Origin of the sequence: Microtetraspora sp. AC03309 (assembly GCF_020826795.1) — a bacterium.
Lineage (GTDB): Bacteria > Actinomycetota > Actinomycetes > Streptosporangiales > Streptosporangiaceae > Microtetraspora > Microtetraspora glauca.
The window spans coordinates 43948-59922 of sequence record NZ_JADDIL010000033.1; the positions used below are offsets into that span (position 1 = coordinate 43948).

Genomic DNA, 15975 nt, shown 5'->3' on the forward strand with positions numbered 1-15975 from the left:
GAACCACCATCACAGAGCAGGGATGACGATGCGACAGGACAAGGCGGAGGCGTACGGCAGGCTGGCCGGGCGGGTGGCGGTGATCACCGGCGCGGGCGACGGCATCGGCAGGGGCGTCGCGCGGAGGTTCGCCGCCGAGGGCGCGGCGATCGTCGTCGCGGAGATCGACGAGGCGACCGGGGAGAGCACCACCCGGGAGCTGGTGGAGGAGTTCGGCGCCGACGCGCGTTTCGTGCGCACGGACGTCACCGACAGGGAGCAGGTGGAGGCCATGGTGGCCGCCGCCGTGGAGACGTGGGGCCGGATCGACGTCCTGGTCAACAACGCCTGGGGCGGCACCGGCGGCGTCGGCCGGGTCGAGAACAAGACGGACGAGCAGCTGGACCGTGGTTTCGCCATGGGTTACTACGGCCCGTTCTGGGCGATGCGGGCGGCGTTCCCGCACATGAGGGAACAAGGCTGGGGGCGCGTGATCAACATGTGCTCGCTCAACGGGGTCAACGCCCACATGGGCACCCTGGAGTACAACTCCGCCAAGGAGGCGCTGCGCGCGCTGACCCGTACGGCGGCGCGGGAGTGGGCGCCCACGGGCGTCGTCGTCAACGCCGTCTGCCCCGGGGCCAAGAGCGCGGCCTTCCGCCGCAGGATGGCGGCCAACCCTGAGCTGGCGACGGCCGCCGACCGGGGCAACCCGATGGGGCGGATCGGCGACCCCGAGCAGGACATCGCCCCCGTCGTGCTCTTCCTCGCGAGTGAGGACGCCCGCTATCTCACGGGAAACACGCTGTTCGTCGACGGCGGCTCCCACATCAACGGCGTGGTGTGGGTGCCGGACCTCGACGCCTCCTGAGCCCCCGCGGCTCGGTGCGCCGCCATACGAGCGTGGGCGACACGGCGCGGCCGGACCTCGACGAACGCCGCCCCCTCCGCGGGGAGGGGGCGGGCAGGGGACTAGATCATGGAACGCATCGGGCCGTGCGGCGGCTCGATGTCGAGCTGGGTCAGAGAGGACACGTGGAAGACCGAGCCGGGCACGTGGATGGCGTGCGCCAGGCCCATGTGCGCGTCCCGCCAGAAGCGCTGGATCGGGTTGTCCATGCGCATGGCGTTGCCGCCCGAGCGGGCCACGATCTCGTCCACGGCGCGGACCGCGCGCCAGGCCGCCGCGACCTGGGTGCGCCGGCCGACCGCGCGCTCGTCGAAGGTGGCCTCGCGCCCCGAGGCGACGATGTCGTACATCCGGGAGGCGTTGTCGAGCAGCGCGGACCGGGCCGCCGCGATCTCCGCCGCCGCCTCGCCGATCGCGAAGAGCACGTACGGGTCGTCCTTGATCTTGGTGCCGGTGACCTGGACGCGGCTCTTCTGGTACGCCATGTGGTGCGCGAGGGCGCCCTCGCAGATGCCGATCAGCGAGGCCGTGATGCCGAGGGGGAACGCGGCCGAGAACGGCAGGTGGTAGGTCGGGTTGGTCAGCCCCGCCTCCTTGGCCGCGGAGCCGTCCACGACCTTGGTGTACTCCAGGGTGCGGTACGCGGGGACGAACGCGTCCTTGACGATGATGTCCTTGCTGCCGGTGCCGCGCAGCCCGACCACGTCCCAGGAGTCCTCGACGATCTGGTAGTCGGACCGCGGGAGGATCAGGTGCAGTGAGACGGGCGGGTGGGCCATCTTGCCCTCCTCGTCACCGAGGAAACCGCCGAGGAAGATCCAGTCGCAGTGGTCGGTGCCGGAGGAGAACTGCCAGCGGCCGTTGAAGACGTACCCGCCGTCCACCGGCCGGGCGATGCCCATCGGCGCGTACGGCGAGGCGATCCAGGTGTCCTGGTCCTCGCCCCAGATCTCCTCCTGCACCTTCGGGTCGGCGAACGCCATCTCCCACGGGTGCACGCCGACGACGCCGGAGACCCAGCCGGTCGACCCGTCGAAGCTGGCGATCTTCATCACCGTCTCGGCGAAGTCCCGGGGATGGAACTCGAGGCCACCGTACGTCTTCGGCTGGAGCATCCGGATGACGCCCGACTCGCGCAGCACCTTGGCCGCCTGGTCGTCCAGCCGGCCGAGCTTCTCGTTGGACAGACCGAGCGCGCTGAGTTCGTCGGCGCGCTGGACGATCGCCTCGAGTACCTGGTTGGTCATGCCTGTTCCCGCTTCCCCGCGAGTGCGACTGCGATTTCGATGAGCTGGTCTTCCTGGCCGCCGACGAGCTTGCGCCGCCCGGCCTCGATGAGGATCTCGGCGCCCGAAACCCCGTACTTCCTTGCCTGGCGGTCGGCGTGCTTCAGGAAGCTGGAGTAGACCCCGGCGTAGCCCATGGTCAGCGAGAGCCGGTCGAGCAGGCACTCCCCGTCCATGACCGGGCGTACGACGTCCTCGGCGGCGTCGATGATCTTCAGTGTGTCGATGCCGGTGCGGATGCCGAGCTTCTCGGCGACCGCGGCGAACCCCTCGACGGGGGTGTTGCCGGCTCCGGCCCCGAACCTGCGGGTCGAGCCGTCGATCTGGAGCGCGCCCGCGCGTACGGCGAGCACGGAGTTGGCGACACCGAGGCCGAGGTTCTCGTGACCGTGGAAGCCGACCTGGGCGTCCGCCCCGAGCTCGGCCACCAGCGCGGAGATCCGGTCGCTGGTCTGCTCCATGATCAGCGCGCCGGCGGAGTCGACGACGTACACGCACTGGCAGCCGGCGTCGGCCATGATCCGCGCCTGCTTGGCCAGGACCTCGGGCGGCTGGCTGTGCGCCATCATCAGGAAGCCGACGGTCTCCAGGCCGAGATCCCTGGCCAGCCCGAAGTGCTGCACGGAGATGTCCGCCTCGGTGCAGTGCGTGGCGATCCGGCACACGCTCGCGCCGTTGCCCGCGGCCTCGCGGATGTCGTCCTGCACCCCCAGGCCGGGCAGCATGAGGAACGCGATCTTCGCCCGCTTGGCGGTCTTGACCGCCGTCTTGATCAGCTCCTGCTCGGGCGTGTGGCTGAATCCGTAGTTGAACGACGAGCCGCCGAGCCCGTCGCCGTGCGTGACCTCGATGACCGGCACACCGGCGTCGTCGAGGGCGCCGACGATGGACCGGACGTGCTCGACGGTGAACTGGTGCTGCTTGGCGTGCGAGCCGTCACGCAACGACGAGTCGGTGACCCGGATGTCGAGGTCGGCGCTGTAGGGCATGGAAGGGTCTCCTTGTGACGAGGAGGTGACGGGGGACGTGACTAGGACGGCACACGCTCGGAGACGATGCGCTGCGCGAAGCCCTCACCGACCTTGGTGGCGGCGGCGGTCATGATGTCGAGGTTGCCGGAGTACGGCGGGAGGAAGTCCCCCGCGCCCTCGACCTCCAGGAAGACCGCGACCCGGGCCAGCCCGCCGCTCACCGGCGTCGGGTCGTCGAACTGCGGCTCGGCGCGCAGCCGGTAGCCCGGCACGTACGACGCGACGGTCGCGGCCACGTCCGCGATCGAGGCGGCGATGACGTCCCGGTCGGCGTCCTCGGGGATCGCGCAGAAGACGGTGTCCTGCATCAGCATCGGCGGCTCGGCCGGGTTGAGGATGATGATCGCCTTGCCCCGGGCGGCGCCGCCGATCGTCTCGATGCCGCGGCTGGTGGTCTTGGTGAACTCGTCGATGTTGGCCCGCGTGCCGGGACCGGCCGACGGCGAGGCGACGCTGGCGACGATCTCGGCGTAGGCGACCTCGGTGACCCGGGAGACCGCGTACACCATCGGGATCGTGGCCTGGCCGCCGCAGGTGATCAGGCTGACATTGGGCGCGTCCAGGTGGGCGCCGAGGTTGACCGCGGGCACGACGGCCGGGCCGAGCGCGGCCGGGGTCAGGTCGACGGCCTGGATGCCGAGCGCCTCGTACTTCGGCGCGTTCACCTTGTGGACGTACGCGGAGGTGGCCTCGAAGACGATGTCGGGCCGCTCGTCCTGGGCGAGCAGCCAGTCGACCCCGTCCGCGGAGGTGGTCAGGCCGTGCGTGTCCGCCCGCTTCAGGCCAGGGCTGTCGGGGTCCACGCCGATCATCCAGCGCGGCTCGATCAGGTCTGATCGGAGCAGCTTGTACATCAGGTCGGTCCCGATGTTGCCCGAGCCGACGATGGCGGCGGTCGCCTTGGTCACAGTCTCACCCTCATTCGAATCGAGCGGTCACGGAGCCGAGCCCGGCGAACTCGGCGCGGAAGGTGTCGCCGGGGCGCGCGTCCACGGCGCGGGTGCAGGATCCGGGGAGGATCACGTGCCCGGCTTCGAGCTTCACTCCGAAGGAAGCCACCTTCCTGGCCAGCCAGGCCACGGCGGTGGTCGGGTCACCGAGGACGGCGTTGGTGTTCCCGCGCGCGATCTCCGTGCCGCCTGACGTGCCGTCGGACGTGCCGTCGGACGTGCCGCCTGACGTGCCGACGGAGTACAGCACGGCCTCGATGTCGGCCGGGTCCAGGTCTCTGGGGCTCACCCGGGCCGCCCCGAGGAGCACGCCCGCCGAGGACGCGTTGTCGGCGATGGTGTCGGCGAGCCCGATCCTCCAGTCCGTGATCCGGCTGTCGATGAGCTCGATGCTCGGCACGATGTACTCGGTCGCGGCGAGCACGTCCGCCTCGGTGCACCCCTCGCCCGGCAGGCTCGCGCCCAGCACGTAGCCGATCTCGACCTCGATCCGCGGGTAGCAGTACGCGCCGGCCTCGATGGGCGTGTCCTCCGACAACACCATGGTGTCGAGCAGGTGCCCGTAGTCGGGCTCGTCGACGCCCATCATCCGCTGCATCACGAGGGAGGACAGGCCCACCTTGTGCCCGTACACCCGAGCCCCGCCGGCGAGCTGCCTGCGGATGTTGATCAGCTGGATCTCGTACGCGTCGACGACGTCGATGTCCGGGAGGGACTCGGTCAGCGGAGCGATCGGCTCCCGGTCCCGCTGTGCCGCCCACAGCCGGTCGGCCGCGGACACGCGTTGTGCCGCCTCCAACATCCACATCCTCCTGGGTCGTCGGCCCGTGCTCGGGTCGGCAGGGCTCCTGAGTCAAAGGTTCCAGTCACGGATCGCCGGTGGCGCCGCGTCTCCCGCTCAGTGGGAACCCGGCGAAAATCCGGCGTGAATCCGATGGAAACGGCCGTGGAGGGACCGGAGAGCGGGCAGCTCAGGCGTCGTAGGTGACCCTGAGCCGTTCGCTGACCGGGATCGCCTGGCAGGCCAGGATCAGGCCGTCGGCGAGGTCCTGCTTGTCAAGGACCGTGTTGTGCTCCATGGTGACCTCACCCGAAAGGAGGACGCAGGCGCACGCGCTGCACGAACCCTCACGGCAGGAGAACGGCGCGTCCATGCCGGCGTCGAGCAGCACGTCGAGCAGGCGGTTGCCTCGCGGCCAGGACACGGTCCGCGTCTCGCCGTCCAGCTCGACCTCGACCTCGCTGACCGGCCCGTCGGCCTCGATGACGACGCCGGACTCGGCGAACGGGTCGCCCGCGAGCGAGGAGAAGCGCTCGACATGCACCCGCCGGTCGGGCACGCCGAGGCCGGCGAGCACGGACACCGTGAGGTTCATGAACGCCTCGGGACCGCACACGAACGCCTGCCGCCCGCTGTACGGCCGGGCCAGCGCGGCGAGTCCGGAGGCGGTGGGCAGGCCCTGCACGGACTCCAGCCAGTGGACCACTGTCAGGCGGTCGCCGTACTCCGTCGCCAGCGCGACCAGTTCGTCCCGGAAGATGACCGAGTCTTCGTCCCGGTTGGCGTAGATCAGCGTGACCGCGCCGGTCCCGCCGTACAGGCAGGATTTGAGTATCGACATGACCGGCGTGACGCCGCTGCCCCCCGCGAACAGGAGGAAGTCCTCGTCGAGTGAGTCCGGGGTGAAGGTGCCCGACGGCCGCAGCACCTCCAGGATGTCCCCTTCGGTGACGTTGTCGCAGATCCAGTTCGACGCGTAGCCGTCCCTGACCCGCTTGACGGTCACCTTGAGCTTCTCGTCGCGGACCGGCGAGCTGCACAGGGAGTAGCAGCGCGCCGCCCCTCCCTCGCGCGTGGTCGGCACCCGGATGGTGAGGAACTGGCCGGGACGGTAACCGAACCGGTCCCGGCCGCCCTCAGTGGGTTCGAGCACGAGCGAGTGCGCGTCCGCGGTCTCGCGGATGACCTCGACGACGCGCACTTCGAGCGATCCCGGCTGGGTCATGCCGTGACTCCCGCCGCGTGCCGGGCGGCGATGTATCCGAAGACGATCGAGGGACCGATGGTGGCGCCCGGACCCGCGTACTCGTTGCCCATCACCGACGCGGACGTGTTGCCCGTGGCGTAGAGGCCCTCGATCACCGAACCGTCCTCGCGCCGCACCCGGCCGTACTCGTCGCAGACCAGCCCGCCCTTGGTTCCGAGGTCCCCGGCCTCGATCCGGAACGCGTAGTACGGCGCCCGGTCGATCACGTCGATGTTCGGGTTCTTGAGCGTGGGGTCGCCGTAGTAGCGGTCGTACGCGCTGTCGCCCCGGCCGAATTCCTCGTCCTTGCCGTTCCTGGCGAAGCCGTTGAACCGCTCGACGGTCTCGGCCAGCGCCTCCGGCGGGACGCCGATCTTCCCGGCCAGCTCCGCGAGCGTGTCGGCGCGGAACGCCAGGCCCTGGTCGTAGAACTCCTTCGGGATCGGCATCCCGGGGAGGATCTGCGCGAACGGGTAGCGGGCCCGCGCCTTGGCGTCCATCACGAACCACACCGGGACGTGCCCGCCCGCGAGCTGGTCGTGCACGAAGTTCACGTACGGCGACGACTCGTTGGTGAAGCGCCTGCCCTCCGCCGACACGATGATCGACGGCGGGATGCAGCGCTCGGAGACGAGCGGGATCGTCGCCCCGGCCGGGTGCCGTACGGCGGGCATCCACCAGGCGTCGTCCATGAAGTCGAGGGCGGCGCCGAGCCGCTCCCCCGCCACGATGCCGTCGCCGGTGTTCTCCCGTGCGCCCATGCTGAAGTCGGCCCGGCCGCCCTCGGGCAGGTACTTCGCGCGCAGCTCGGGGTTGTGGTCGAAGCCGCCGGTGGCCAGCAGCACGCCCTTCCTGGCGCGCAGCCGCACGGTGCGGGGCTCCGTGCCCTTCTCGCCCCGGCGCTCGGCGACGATGCCGGTGACCCTGCCGGTGACCCTGCCGTCGTCCGGGCCGCCGTCGCCGACGACCAGCTCGGTCATGGAGGTCCGCAGCCACAGCGGGATACCGGCGTCCTTGAGCGCCATCCGCAGCCGGGCGACGAGCGCCCGCCCGCCGGTCGCCATGTGGCGGCGGCGGATCACGTTGGAGGAGACCCGCCAGGCGGCCACGACCGAGGCCCACCGCCCGCGCCAGGTGCGCTTGACCATGGCCAGGTCGTGGTAGTCCTTGCTGGTGATCCAGAGGCCGAGCGGCCCCTTCATGCTGTTGGGGCGCTGGAACTTCTCGTCCTCGCCGAGCTTGCGGGTGTCGAACGGGATCGCCTCGATCGACCGGCCGAGCGGGCGGCCGCCCTCCAGTTCGGGGTGGTAGTCGGCGTACCCCTTGGTCCAGAAGAAGCGCATCCACTGGCTCTTGCCGAGCAGCGCCATCGCGGCCGGGCCGTTGTCCACGTACGCGTCGAGCCGCGCCGCGGGCACCCGGCCCTCGGTGAGCAGGTCGAGGTACCGCCGGATCGACGCGCGGCTGTCGTCGTGGCCCCTGGCCCGCAGGGTCGGGTTGTTGGGGATCCAGATGCCGCCGCCGGAGATGCCGGTGCTGCCGCCGAACATCCTGCCCTTCTCGACCACCAGGACGGAGAGCCCGCAGTCGACGGCGGCCAGCGCGGCCGTCATGCCGCCACCGCCGCTGCCGACGACGATGAGGTCGTACTCGTCGTCCCATCCGGCGGTCATGCGTTGTCCTTCCGGGTGAGGAAGGCGAGGACGGCGCTCTCCCACGCCTCCTTCTGCTCGATCATCACCCAGTGCCCGCAGTTGGGGAACACGTGCACCTCGATGTCGGGGACGGTGCGCATCGGCACGAGCGCCATGTCGAGCGGGCTGACCCGGTCGTCGCGGCCCCACGTCAGCAGGGTCCTCGCCCTGACCTTGTGCAACATCGCCCAGTACGGCGGGGCGTCCGAGGCGGCCGCGGCCCTCGCGCGCGCCGCCATGGCGGCCTTGCCGTACATCCTCCTGGCGCTGGCGAGCGTGTCCGGGTCGGTGGCCTGCGCCCAGCGCTCCTCGATCAGCTCCTCGGTGACCAGGGCGGGGTCGTAGACCATGGAGTTCAGCCACTGGACGAGCGCCTCGCGGGTGGGGTTCTCGGTGAACTCCATCAGCAGGTTGATGCCCTCGCCCGGTCCGGGGCTGAAGATGTTCCTGCCGATCCCGCCGATGGTGACCAGCCGGCGGACGCGGTCAGGATGGCCGATCGCGAACTGGGTGCCGATGATGCCGCCCATGGAGTTGCCGATCACGTCGACCTGGTGGAGGCCGAGCCCGTCGAGGAAGCGGACCACCGCGGAGTTCGCGGCGATCATCGGGTGCTCGTCGGTCGGGTCGCTCACACCGAAGCCGGGGAACTCGAGGACGAGGCAGCGGAAGTGCTCGGCGAACACGGCGAGGTTGCCGCGGAAGTTGCGCCAGCCGGTGACGCCGGGGCCGGAGCCGTGCAGCAGCAGCAGCGGCGGGCCGTCTCCGGCCTCGTGATATCGCAGGACTCCCTGGTCTGTCGCGAGCTCGCGCAGCGTCGACTCGTAGGTCAGCTCCGTGGTCATCATCCGCTCCGGTCATAGGAATGTCAGCTTGCTGGGACGGTAGCCAGCGGCGGCCCGTCCCGACCCCGGCCATCCCGATGAGCGAGACGTCGGACCCCCGGTACGGCCACCCGGGGAGGCACCGTCCATGGCCGTTGTGACCTTCCACTCATCGGGATGGTCTTCTGCATGGCATGCGGTGCGGCTTACGTTCGTTTCCTGAGCCACCGCAAACCGCCGTGACACACGAGGGGAACCCATGACAACCGAGACCCCGCTCTCGACGGAACCCGTCGACGTCGCCCCACCCACACCGCTGGAGCTGCGGCGCGCCATGGGGGCGTTCGCCAGCGGTGTCACCGTGGTCACCGGAATCGACGACGGCGAGGCGGTGGGGTTCGCCTGCCAGTCGTTCGCGTCGGTGTCGCTGGAGCCGCCGCTGGTGCTGTTCTGCGCCGACCACAACGGCCGCGCCTGGCCGAGGATCCGGAACGCCGGGCGCTTCTGCGTGAACGTCCTCAGCGAGGAGCAGGTCGACGTCTGCCGCCGATTCGGTTCCAGCAAGGGCAGCAAGTTCGAGGGGCTCGAATGGGATCGCTCCCGATGGGGTGCTCCGGCCCTGCGGGACGTGCTGCTCCGCGTGCACGCCGAGGTGCACGACGTGCACGTCGCCGGCGACCACGACGTGGTGATCGGCCGGGTGCTGGAGGTCGAGACGGTCACCGAGCAGCGGCCGATGATCTTCTACCGGGGACGGTTCGGCATCGACGAGGACGAGCCGCAGGCGCAGATCGGGCCGAACCTGTGGGGGTGGGGCGACCACTGGGGGTAGCCCCGGTCCGGGGTCACCCCTGAGTCCGGGGTCACCCCTGAGGGTGGTCACATCCAGTCGCCGTTCTGGCCGGTCTCCAGGAGCCGGTTCATCGTCGCCGACGACCACGTCTGGTCCGGCACCGCCATCATGAGGCGGGCCCGGCGCGGGGTCGCCAGGTCGGGGAACAGGGACAGCGATGCCTGCCGCGCGGCGTCGATCACCAACGGCGCGACCTTCTCCAGCGGCGTGCGGGTGTCGCCCACCAGGGAGATGCTGGCCACCGGACCCTCATAGCCGCGGATCGCCCCCGCGACGCAGGCGATGTTCGGGAAGCACTCGCCCCGCTCGAACGCCAGCCCGTGCCGCTGCCGGATGCGGTGCAGCTCCTGGTGCAGGGTGCCCATCTCTCCGATGGTGCGGTTCGTCATCCGGCTGATGAAGCCGCTGATCCGGGACTCGACCTGCTCCGGTTCGAGCCAGGCCAGGATGGCCTTGCCGAGCGCGGTGCAGTGCGCGGGGGCCCGGCCGCCGACCCGCGAGGGAACCGAGGTCGCGAACCGGCCGCCGACCTTGTCGAGGTAGAACACCTGCGCGCCGTCGAGGACCGCGAGGTGGACGACCATCCCGGTCTTGATCTGGAGCTCGTGCAGCAGCGGCGCGGCCGCCTCGCGGATCTCGCCGTGGCTCCCGTCCCTGCCGCCGAGTCCCAGCGCGCGCTGTCCGAGGCGGTAGCCGAACGAGGTGTGCTCCAGCCAGTTGAGACGGACGAGCTGGTCGAGGATGCGGTGCGCGGTCGAGCGCGGGAGGTGCGTGCAGCGCGCGACGTCCTCCAGGGTCAGCCGGGTCGAGCGGCCGGCGAAGGCATCCATGATCAGAGTCATCCGCTCGACCATGGACGGGGGCAGCTCCCGGCGTGCCGGCGCCGCGATCTCCGGTGAAGGACTGAGAGCGGTCATTGAGTCCTCCTGGCCAAAACTGAAATGAATTCTTGTTAACGCGAATGTAGCAACGAGACGCGCCGCGCGGAAGGGCGAGATGCTATCCCGGATGTCGTCGGATGACCGGTCCTCCGAGGTCCCGGGGGATGCGGCCCCGATTCGGCCGGGTTTCCGCTGCGCGGTCGAGGTTCCGGCCTGCTTCCGCCCGTCGCCGGTGACGTGCCCGGCATGCTTCCGATCCGGGCGGGCCGATCCGCGTGCCACGCGGGTCGAGGTCGCGGCGAGTTCCTGACAATCGTTTCAGTGCGGTTCCGCTGACCGGGACCGCGTCTGCCGCCCGGCGCGCCCTCCCGTTAGGAAGGAACCGTTCCAGGAGCGAAAGGTGTTGCCGTATGCGGATCGGGATCGTCACGCCGGTGGTGGTGCAGCTGCCGGGCGTGCACTCCGAGTGGGAGCGCTCAGCCGGGATCGAGGAGATCGGGCTGATCGCCGAGGCCGCGGACCGGCTCGGCTACCACCATCTGACCTGCAGCGAGCACGTGGCCATCCCGGCCCCCGTCGCCGAGGAGCGCGGCGGCACGTACTGGGACCCGCTGGCCACGTTCGGCTACCTCGCGGCGCGTACCCGCCGGATCCGGCTCGCCACGCAGGTGCTGGTGCTCGGCTACCACCACCCGCTCGCCGTCGCCAAGCGGTACGGCACGCTCGACCGGATCAGCGGAGGACGGCTCACGCTGGGCCTCGGCGTGGGCAGCCTCAAGGAGGAGTTCGATCTGCTCGGCGCCTCGTTCGAGGGGCGCGGCCCGCGCGCGGACGAGGCCATCGCCGCCCTCCGCGCGGCCCTCTCCCAGCGGGAGCCGGAGTTCCACGGCGAGTTCTACGACTTCTCCGGCTTCGTGGTCGAGCCGCACGCACGGCAGGAACGGGTGCCGATGTGGATCGGCGGCCGGACCGCGCGATCCCTGCGCCGCGCGGTGACGTACGGCGACGGCTGGGTGCCGTTCGGCCTCCCCCTCGACCGGCTCTCGGAGATGGTCCGCGAGGCCGACCTCCCGGCCGGGTTCGAAGTCGTCCTCGCCACCGGCCGCGCGCTCGACCCGATCGGCGCTCCGGACATCGCGGCACGCGCCCTCGAACGCGTACGCGACGCGGGCGCGACGGTGGCCGGGGTCACCATCGCCGCCGCCTCGGCCGAGAACTATGTCGAGCAACTCCAGGCGCTGCGCGACCTGGGCATCGGCATGGGCATCGGCTTCGGAACCCAGGACGGGAGCGCGGAATGAGCGATACCGAGCAGCGGCTGGCCAGGCTCGAACAGCGCCTGGGCGCGATCGAGGACGAGCTGGCGATCACCCGGCTGATCCTCTCGTACGGCCCGCTCGTGGACAGCGGCAGCGCGGACGCCGTCGCGGGGTTGTGGGAGGCGGACGGCGTCTACGACGTCGACGAACTGCTGATGAACGGGCGCGACGAGATCACGGCCATGGTCCTGTCAAAGGCGCACCAGCGCTGGATCTCGGGCGGTTGCGCCCACTTCGTCGGGGCGCCGCACGTCACGGTGAACGGCGACGACGCGGTCGCGGTCGGCTACACCCTCATGATCGTCAGGGACGCCGCGTCCGGCGCGTTCACGCTGCGCCGCGCCACGGCCAACCACTGGCGGCTGCGCCGGGGAGCGGACGGATGGCGGGTCACCACCCGGACCAACCGCGTGCTCGACGGCCGTCCCGAGTCGCCGGAGCTGCTCGCGAGCACGTTCGCCGACTCGCACACCGGCGAGCGCGGGAGCACCGTGTGACGTCCCCCGGCCCTCCTTCCGTCCCCGCCGACGAGGGGAACATCCGCGACCGCACCGACCGGGACCAGATCGTCGAACGGCTGGCCGAACTCGCCTCCGCGCTCGACCGGCGCGACTGGGACCGCGTCGGCGCGGCCTTCACCGAGACGGCCACCGGCTATCGCCGCACCGGACGGGCGGAGATCGTGCGGACCGTCCGGAGCCACCTGGGCGGATGCGGGCCGTCCCAGCACCTGCTCGGCAACCACCGCGTCGCCGTCGACGGCGACGCGGCCAGGTCCCTGACGTACGCGCGGGTCTACCACCAAGGGGCGGGCCCGTGGGAGGGCCGCTCATACGAATGCTTCGGCGAGTACGAGGACCACTGGGCACGCACCCCGGACGGCTGGCGGATCACCTCACGCGTCTTCACGATCACGATCTCGATCGGCGACTTCGGCGTCCTACGACACGCGTGACCGTGTCCGGGGGCGGGGTGTGCCGCCGGTAGTGTGAAGCGGTGCGCACTCGGCGGGAGACCGGCAGGAGCGCGGTCGCGGCTGTGCTGCCCAAGCTCGTTCTGCTCGCGTCCGTGCTGCTCGGCGTCGGCCTGAGTTACGCGACCGCCCACTTCTGCGGAATGCCCATGTCCGGGGCGTCTCTTTCGCACTCCTCCATGCACGGTGTGCCCGCGGCGTCCTCCGCGGACATCACTGCGGCGCACGGGATCCCCGCGGCATCCTCCTCAGCGGCGTTCTCCTCAATGGAGGGCATGACCGCACGCGGCACCTCGACGATGCCGCCCACCACGTCGTTCACCACGTCGTCGATTGCCTCGTCCATTGCCTCGTCCGGCCTGTCGGTCACAACTCGGCCGAACGTGGCGGCGGTCCACGAGGGGGCGAGCGGCGCCAATCCGTTCGTGCAGTGCCTGACGGCGGTCGCCGCCGTGCTGGTCACCGTGGCGCTGGGCCTGATCGTCCTGGGCCGCCCGTCCGGAGACGCCGCCGACGTCCGGGAGCGCCCGGCCCGGTTGCCCGCCGTACGCGGATCGCCGTCGCCGTTCGCGCTGTCGCTCCAGCGGGTCACGGTCCTGCGCGTATAGAGGCTCCCACCGGGCCCGGCGAACACGCGGCCGTCCTCGGGACGCCCCGCCACCTCGCCCGGGTCCTTCCGGATCCTCATTCAGCTGCGAACCGTGAGCGGAATTTCCCATGCCATCGATCGATCGACGGCTCTTCCTGCGCGCCGGCCTGGCCGCCGCGGCGGGCGGAGCCCTTGCTTCCGCGTGCTCCCGTGAGAGCACCGATTTCGTCCGGCCCACCGGGGACGAGGTGCGCGCCGCCGAGGCGGCCCGGCACCCCGGCCGGGTACGCGAGTTCCACCTGCTGGCCCACGAGGGCCACGCCGACCTGGGCGGCCCCGCCGTACGCACCTGGATGTACGGCGACCGCCTCCCGGGCGAGCCGATCCGGGTCAGGGCCGGTGAGGTCGTCCGGGCCCGCCTGACCAACCGGCTGCCCCAGGACACGACCGTGCACTGGCACGGCCTCGCCCTGCGCAACGACGCCGACGGCGTGCCGGGCGTCACCCAGCCGCCCATCCCCGCGGGCGGCGAGCTGGTCTACGAGTTCACCGCCTCCCATCCCGGGACATACTGGTTCCATCCGCACCACGGCCCCCAGCTCGACCGGGGGCTGTACGCGCCTCTCATCGTGGAGGATCCGGCCGAGCCGCTGAGCTACGACGAGGAATGGGTCGTCGTTCTGGACGACTGGCTGGACGGCGTCACCGGAACGCCCGACGAGGTGCTCGCCGAACTCACCTCCATGGCGGCCATGGGCCACGCCGCGAGCACCCCGAGCGGCGGGCACGGCGGGCACGGCGGGCACGGCGCATCCGGCGCGACGTCCGACGGCGGCGCGGGCGGTGGACACGGGGGCCACGGTGACATGGCGATGCCCACCCCCACCCCCTCGGCCTCCGCGAAGTGGCCGCACATGATGATGAACGCGGAGAGCGACCTCCTGGGCGGCGACGCCGGGGACGTCTACTACCCGCACTTCCTGGTCAACGGAAAGATCCCGGCGTCACCGGAGACCCGTACGGCCAAGCCGGGCACCCGGCTGCGGATCCGGTTGATCAACGCGGGCGGCGACACGGCGTTCCGGGTCGCGCTGGGCGGTCACGCCATGACCGTGACCCACACCGACGGCTACGCCGTCGCACCGGTGGAGACCGACGCCCTGCTGATCGGGATGGGTGAGCGGTACGACGTGCTGGTCACCCTCAAGGACGGGGTGTTCCCCCTGGTCGCGCTGGCGGAGGGCAAGCGCGCCCTCGGTCGTGCTCTGGTCCGCACCGCCGCGAGCGCCCGCGCGCCCCGGGCCGATGTCCGACCGGCCGAACTGGACGGCCGTCTCGTCGGCTACGACGCGCTCGTCCCGGCGGACGCCGTACGGCTGGCCGGGAAGACACCGGACCGCACGATCACGCTGACGCTCACCGGCAGCATGGCGAAGTACGACTGGGCGATCAACGGGAAGAAGTTCGATCCGAAGGTCGTCGAACCGGTCCGGCCGGGCGAGCGGGTGCGGCTCTCCTTCGTCAACCGGAGCCTGATGTGGCATCCGATGCACCTGCACGGCCACACCTTCGCCCTGGGGAGGAGCGGCGCGCGCAAGGACACGGCGATCGTGCTGCCCGGCGCGACGGTGAACGCCGACTTCGAGGCGGACAACCCCGGCCTCTGGATGATCCACTGCCACAACGTCTACCACGCCGAGGCCGGGATGATGACCCTGCTCGGTTACCAGGCCTGAAGGGAGCCTTGAGATGATCAAGAAGTTCGGCCTGGCCGCCGGGGCACTGCTACTGGCGGCGGTGCTGACCGCCTGCGGCGCGGACGGGTCGTCCCCGCAGGACGCGCCACAGAGCGCGAAGCAGAGCACGCAGCAGAGCACGTCGCGGGCCGCCGACCCGGGCGTCGGGCACGTGCACGGGCTGGGCGTCGATCCGGCCACCGGCACGGTGTACGTCGCGGGACACTACGGCCTGTTCACCGTCGAAGGGGGCACGCTGCGCCGCGTCGGCGACCGCGACGCCGACCACATGGGCTTCACCGTCGCCGGCCCCGGGACGTTCTACGCCAGCGGCCACCCGTCCGCCGCGGACATCGCGGACGGGCAGCCCCCGCACCTGGGCCTGATCCGCTCGTCGGACGCCGGAGCCACGTGGCAGCAGGTGGCACTCGCTGGGAAGGCCGACTTCCACGCGCTCCAGGTCGCGGGCACGAGGGTGTACGGCTACGACGCGCAGACCGGCCAGGTCTGGCGCGGCGAGGGCGCGACGCTCACCCCGGAGGCCCGGCTCGACCTGCTCGACCTGGGCGCGGGCGCCGGAAGGCCCGGCACCGTCTACGCCACCACACCCGACGGGGTGAAGATCAGCACGGACTCGGGCCGGACCTTCCGGCTCCTGAAGGGCGCGCCGCTGCTGTCATTCCTCGACGTGACGGACAAGGACGGCCTGATCGGTGTGGCGCCCGACGGCCAGGTGCGGTCCAGCACGGACGGCGGCGCCACCTGGAAGGCCGGAGGCCGCCTGCCCATGCAGGCCGTCGCCTTCACCGCCGTCTCGGCGGAGCACCTCCTCGCCGCCTCGATGGACGGCACCCTGTACGAGTCGACGGACGGAGGCGCGAGCTTCGCCACCATCCACCAGCCCTGAGCGCGTACGGCTCGCT

16 protein-coding genes are annotated in these 15975 nt (G+C 71.2%); 8 read left to right on the top strand and 8 right to left on the bottom strand.

The window, feature by feature from the left end:
• Positions 1 to 22: 22 nt before the first annotated feature.
• Complete coding sequence (locus tag IMZ11_RS20635) at positions 23 to 850, top strand: SDR family NAD(P)-dependent oxidoreductase (protein WP_228643881.1); 828 nt, start codon at positions 23 to 25, stop codon at positions 848 to 850.
• Positions 851 to 951: 101 nt separating this feature from the next.
• On the opposite strand, the gene IMZ11_RS20640 is transcribed toward IMZ11_RS20635, so the two are convergent.
• The 7 genes from IMZ11_RS20640 to IMZ11_RS20675 all read right to left on the bottom strand — a co-directional run bounded on the left by IMZ11_RS20640 (position 952) and on the right by IMZ11_RS20675 (position 8725).
• Positions 952 to 2136 carry an acyl-CoA dehydrogenase family protein gene (locus tag IMZ11_RS20640; RefSeq protein ID WP_228643883.1) on the bottom strand — a complete coding sequence of 395 codons (1185 nt, stop codon included), beginning with the start codon at positions 2134 to 2136 and terminating at the stop codon, positions 952 to 954.
• Positions 2133 to 3164, bottom strand: a complete 1032-nt coding sequence (gene dmpG / locus IMZ11_RS20645) for a 4-hydroxy-2-oxovalerate aldolase (protein WP_228643885.1) — start codon at positions 3162 to 3164, stop codon at positions 2133 to 2135. The genes IMZ11_RS20640 and dmpG overlap by 4 nt, the downstream gene beginning before the upstream one ends.
• Before the next feature lie 41 nt (positions 3165 to 3205).
• Positions 3206 to 4114 (bottom strand): acetaldehyde dehydrogenase (acetylating), encoded by a 909-nt coding sequence (locus tag IMZ11_RS20650; protein ID WP_228643888.1) that lies wholly within the window; start codon positions 4112 to 4114, stop codon positions 3206 to 3208.
• Between the two features lie 10 nt (positions 4115 to 4124).
• Positions 4125 to 4958 (bottom strand): 2-keto-4-pentenoate hydratase, encoded by an 834-nt coding sequence (locus tag IMZ11_RS20655; protein WP_228643890.1) that lies wholly within the window; start codon positions 4956 to 4958, stop codon positions 4125 to 4127.
• Positions 4959 to 5127: 169 nt separating this feature from the next.
• Positions 5128 to 6162, bottom strand: a complete 1035-nt coding sequence (locus tag IMZ11_RS45945) for a ferredoxin--NADP reductase (RefSeq protein ID WP_305075890.1) — start codon at positions 6160 to 6162, stop codon at positions 5128 to 5130.
• Complete coding sequence (locus tag IMZ11_RS20670; protein ID WP_228643892.1) at positions 6159 to 7856, bottom strand: FAD-binding protein; 1698 nt, start codon at positions 7854 to 7856, stop codon at positions 6159 to 6161. Before IMZ11_RS20670 ends, IMZ11_RS45945 begins: the two co-directional genes overlap by 4 nt.
• A complete protein-coding gene (locus tag IMZ11_RS20675; RefSeq protein WP_228643894.1) occupies positions 7853 to 8725 on the bottom strand; it encodes an alpha/beta fold hydrolase in 873 nt (290 codons plus the stop codon). The genes IMZ11_RS20670 and IMZ11_RS20675 overlap by 4 nt, the downstream gene beginning before the upstream one ends.
• A 235-nt stretch (positions 8726 to 8960) precedes the next feature.
• Between IMZ11_RS20675 and IMZ11_RS20680 the strand changes: the two genes are divergently transcribed.
• A complete protein-coding gene (locus tag IMZ11_RS20680; RefSeq protein WP_061259566.1) occupies positions 8961 to 9533 on the top strand; it encodes a flavin reductase family protein in 573 nt (190 codons plus the stop codon).
• A 47-nt stretch (positions 9534 to 9580) separates the two neighbouring features.
• Here IMZ11_RS20680 and IMZ11_RS20685 read toward each other — a convergent pair whose 3' ends face one another.
• Positions 9581 to 10471 (bottom strand): IclR family transcriptional regulator, encoded by an 891-nt coding sequence (locus tag IMZ11_RS20685; protein ID WP_061259567.1) that lies wholly within the window; start codon positions 10469 to 10471, stop codon positions 9581 to 9583.
• Positions 10472 to 10845: 374 nt separating this feature from the next.
• Between IMZ11_RS20685 and IMZ11_RS20690 the strand changes: the two genes are divergently transcribed.
• The 6 genes from IMZ11_RS20690 to IMZ11_RS20715 all read left to right on the top strand — a co-directional run bounded on the left by IMZ11_RS20690 (position 10846) and on the right by IMZ11_RS20715 (position 15959).
• A complete protein-coding gene (locus IMZ11_RS20690; protein ID WP_228643896.1) occupies positions 10846 to 11736 on the top strand; it encodes an LLM class F420-dependent oxidoreductase in 891 nt (296 codons plus the stop codon).
• The gene (locus IMZ11_RS20695; protein ID WP_228643898.1) at positions 11733 to 12251 is read left to right on the top strand and encodes a nuclear transport factor 2 family protein; all 519 of its coding nucleotides are present in this window, start codon (positions 11733 to 11735) and stop codon (positions 12249 to 12251) included. The genes IMZ11_RS20690 and IMZ11_RS20695 overlap by 4 nt, the downstream gene beginning before the upstream one ends.
• Positions 12248 to 12709, top strand: a complete 462-nt coding sequence (locus tag IMZ11_RS20700) for a nuclear transport factor 2 family protein (RefSeq protein ID WP_228643900.1) — start codon at positions 12248 to 12250, stop codon at positions 12707 to 12709. Before IMZ11_RS20695 ends, IMZ11_RS20700 begins: the two co-directional genes overlap by 4 nt.
• 41 nt (positions 12710 to 12750) lie before the next feature.
• On the top strand, positions 12751 to 13335 hold the full coding sequence (locus IMZ11_RS20705; RefSeq protein WP_228643902.1) for a hypothetical protein: 585 nt from the start codon (positions 12751 to 12753) through the stop codon (positions 13333 to 13335).
• Between the two features lie 109 nt (positions 13336 to 13444).
• On the top strand, positions 13445 to 15052 hold the full coding sequence (locus IMZ11_RS20710; protein WP_228643904.1) for a multicopper oxidase family protein: 1608 nt from the start codon (positions 13445 to 13447) through the stop codon (positions 15050 to 15052).
• Positions 15053 to 15065: 13 nt separating this feature from the next.
• A complete protein-coding gene (locus tag IMZ11_RS20715) occupies positions 15066 to 15959 on the top strand; it encodes a F510_1955 family glycosylhydrolase (protein ID WP_228643906.1) in 894 nt (297 codons plus the stop codon).
• The last annotated feature ends 16 nt before the right edge of the window (positions 15960 to 15975 follow it).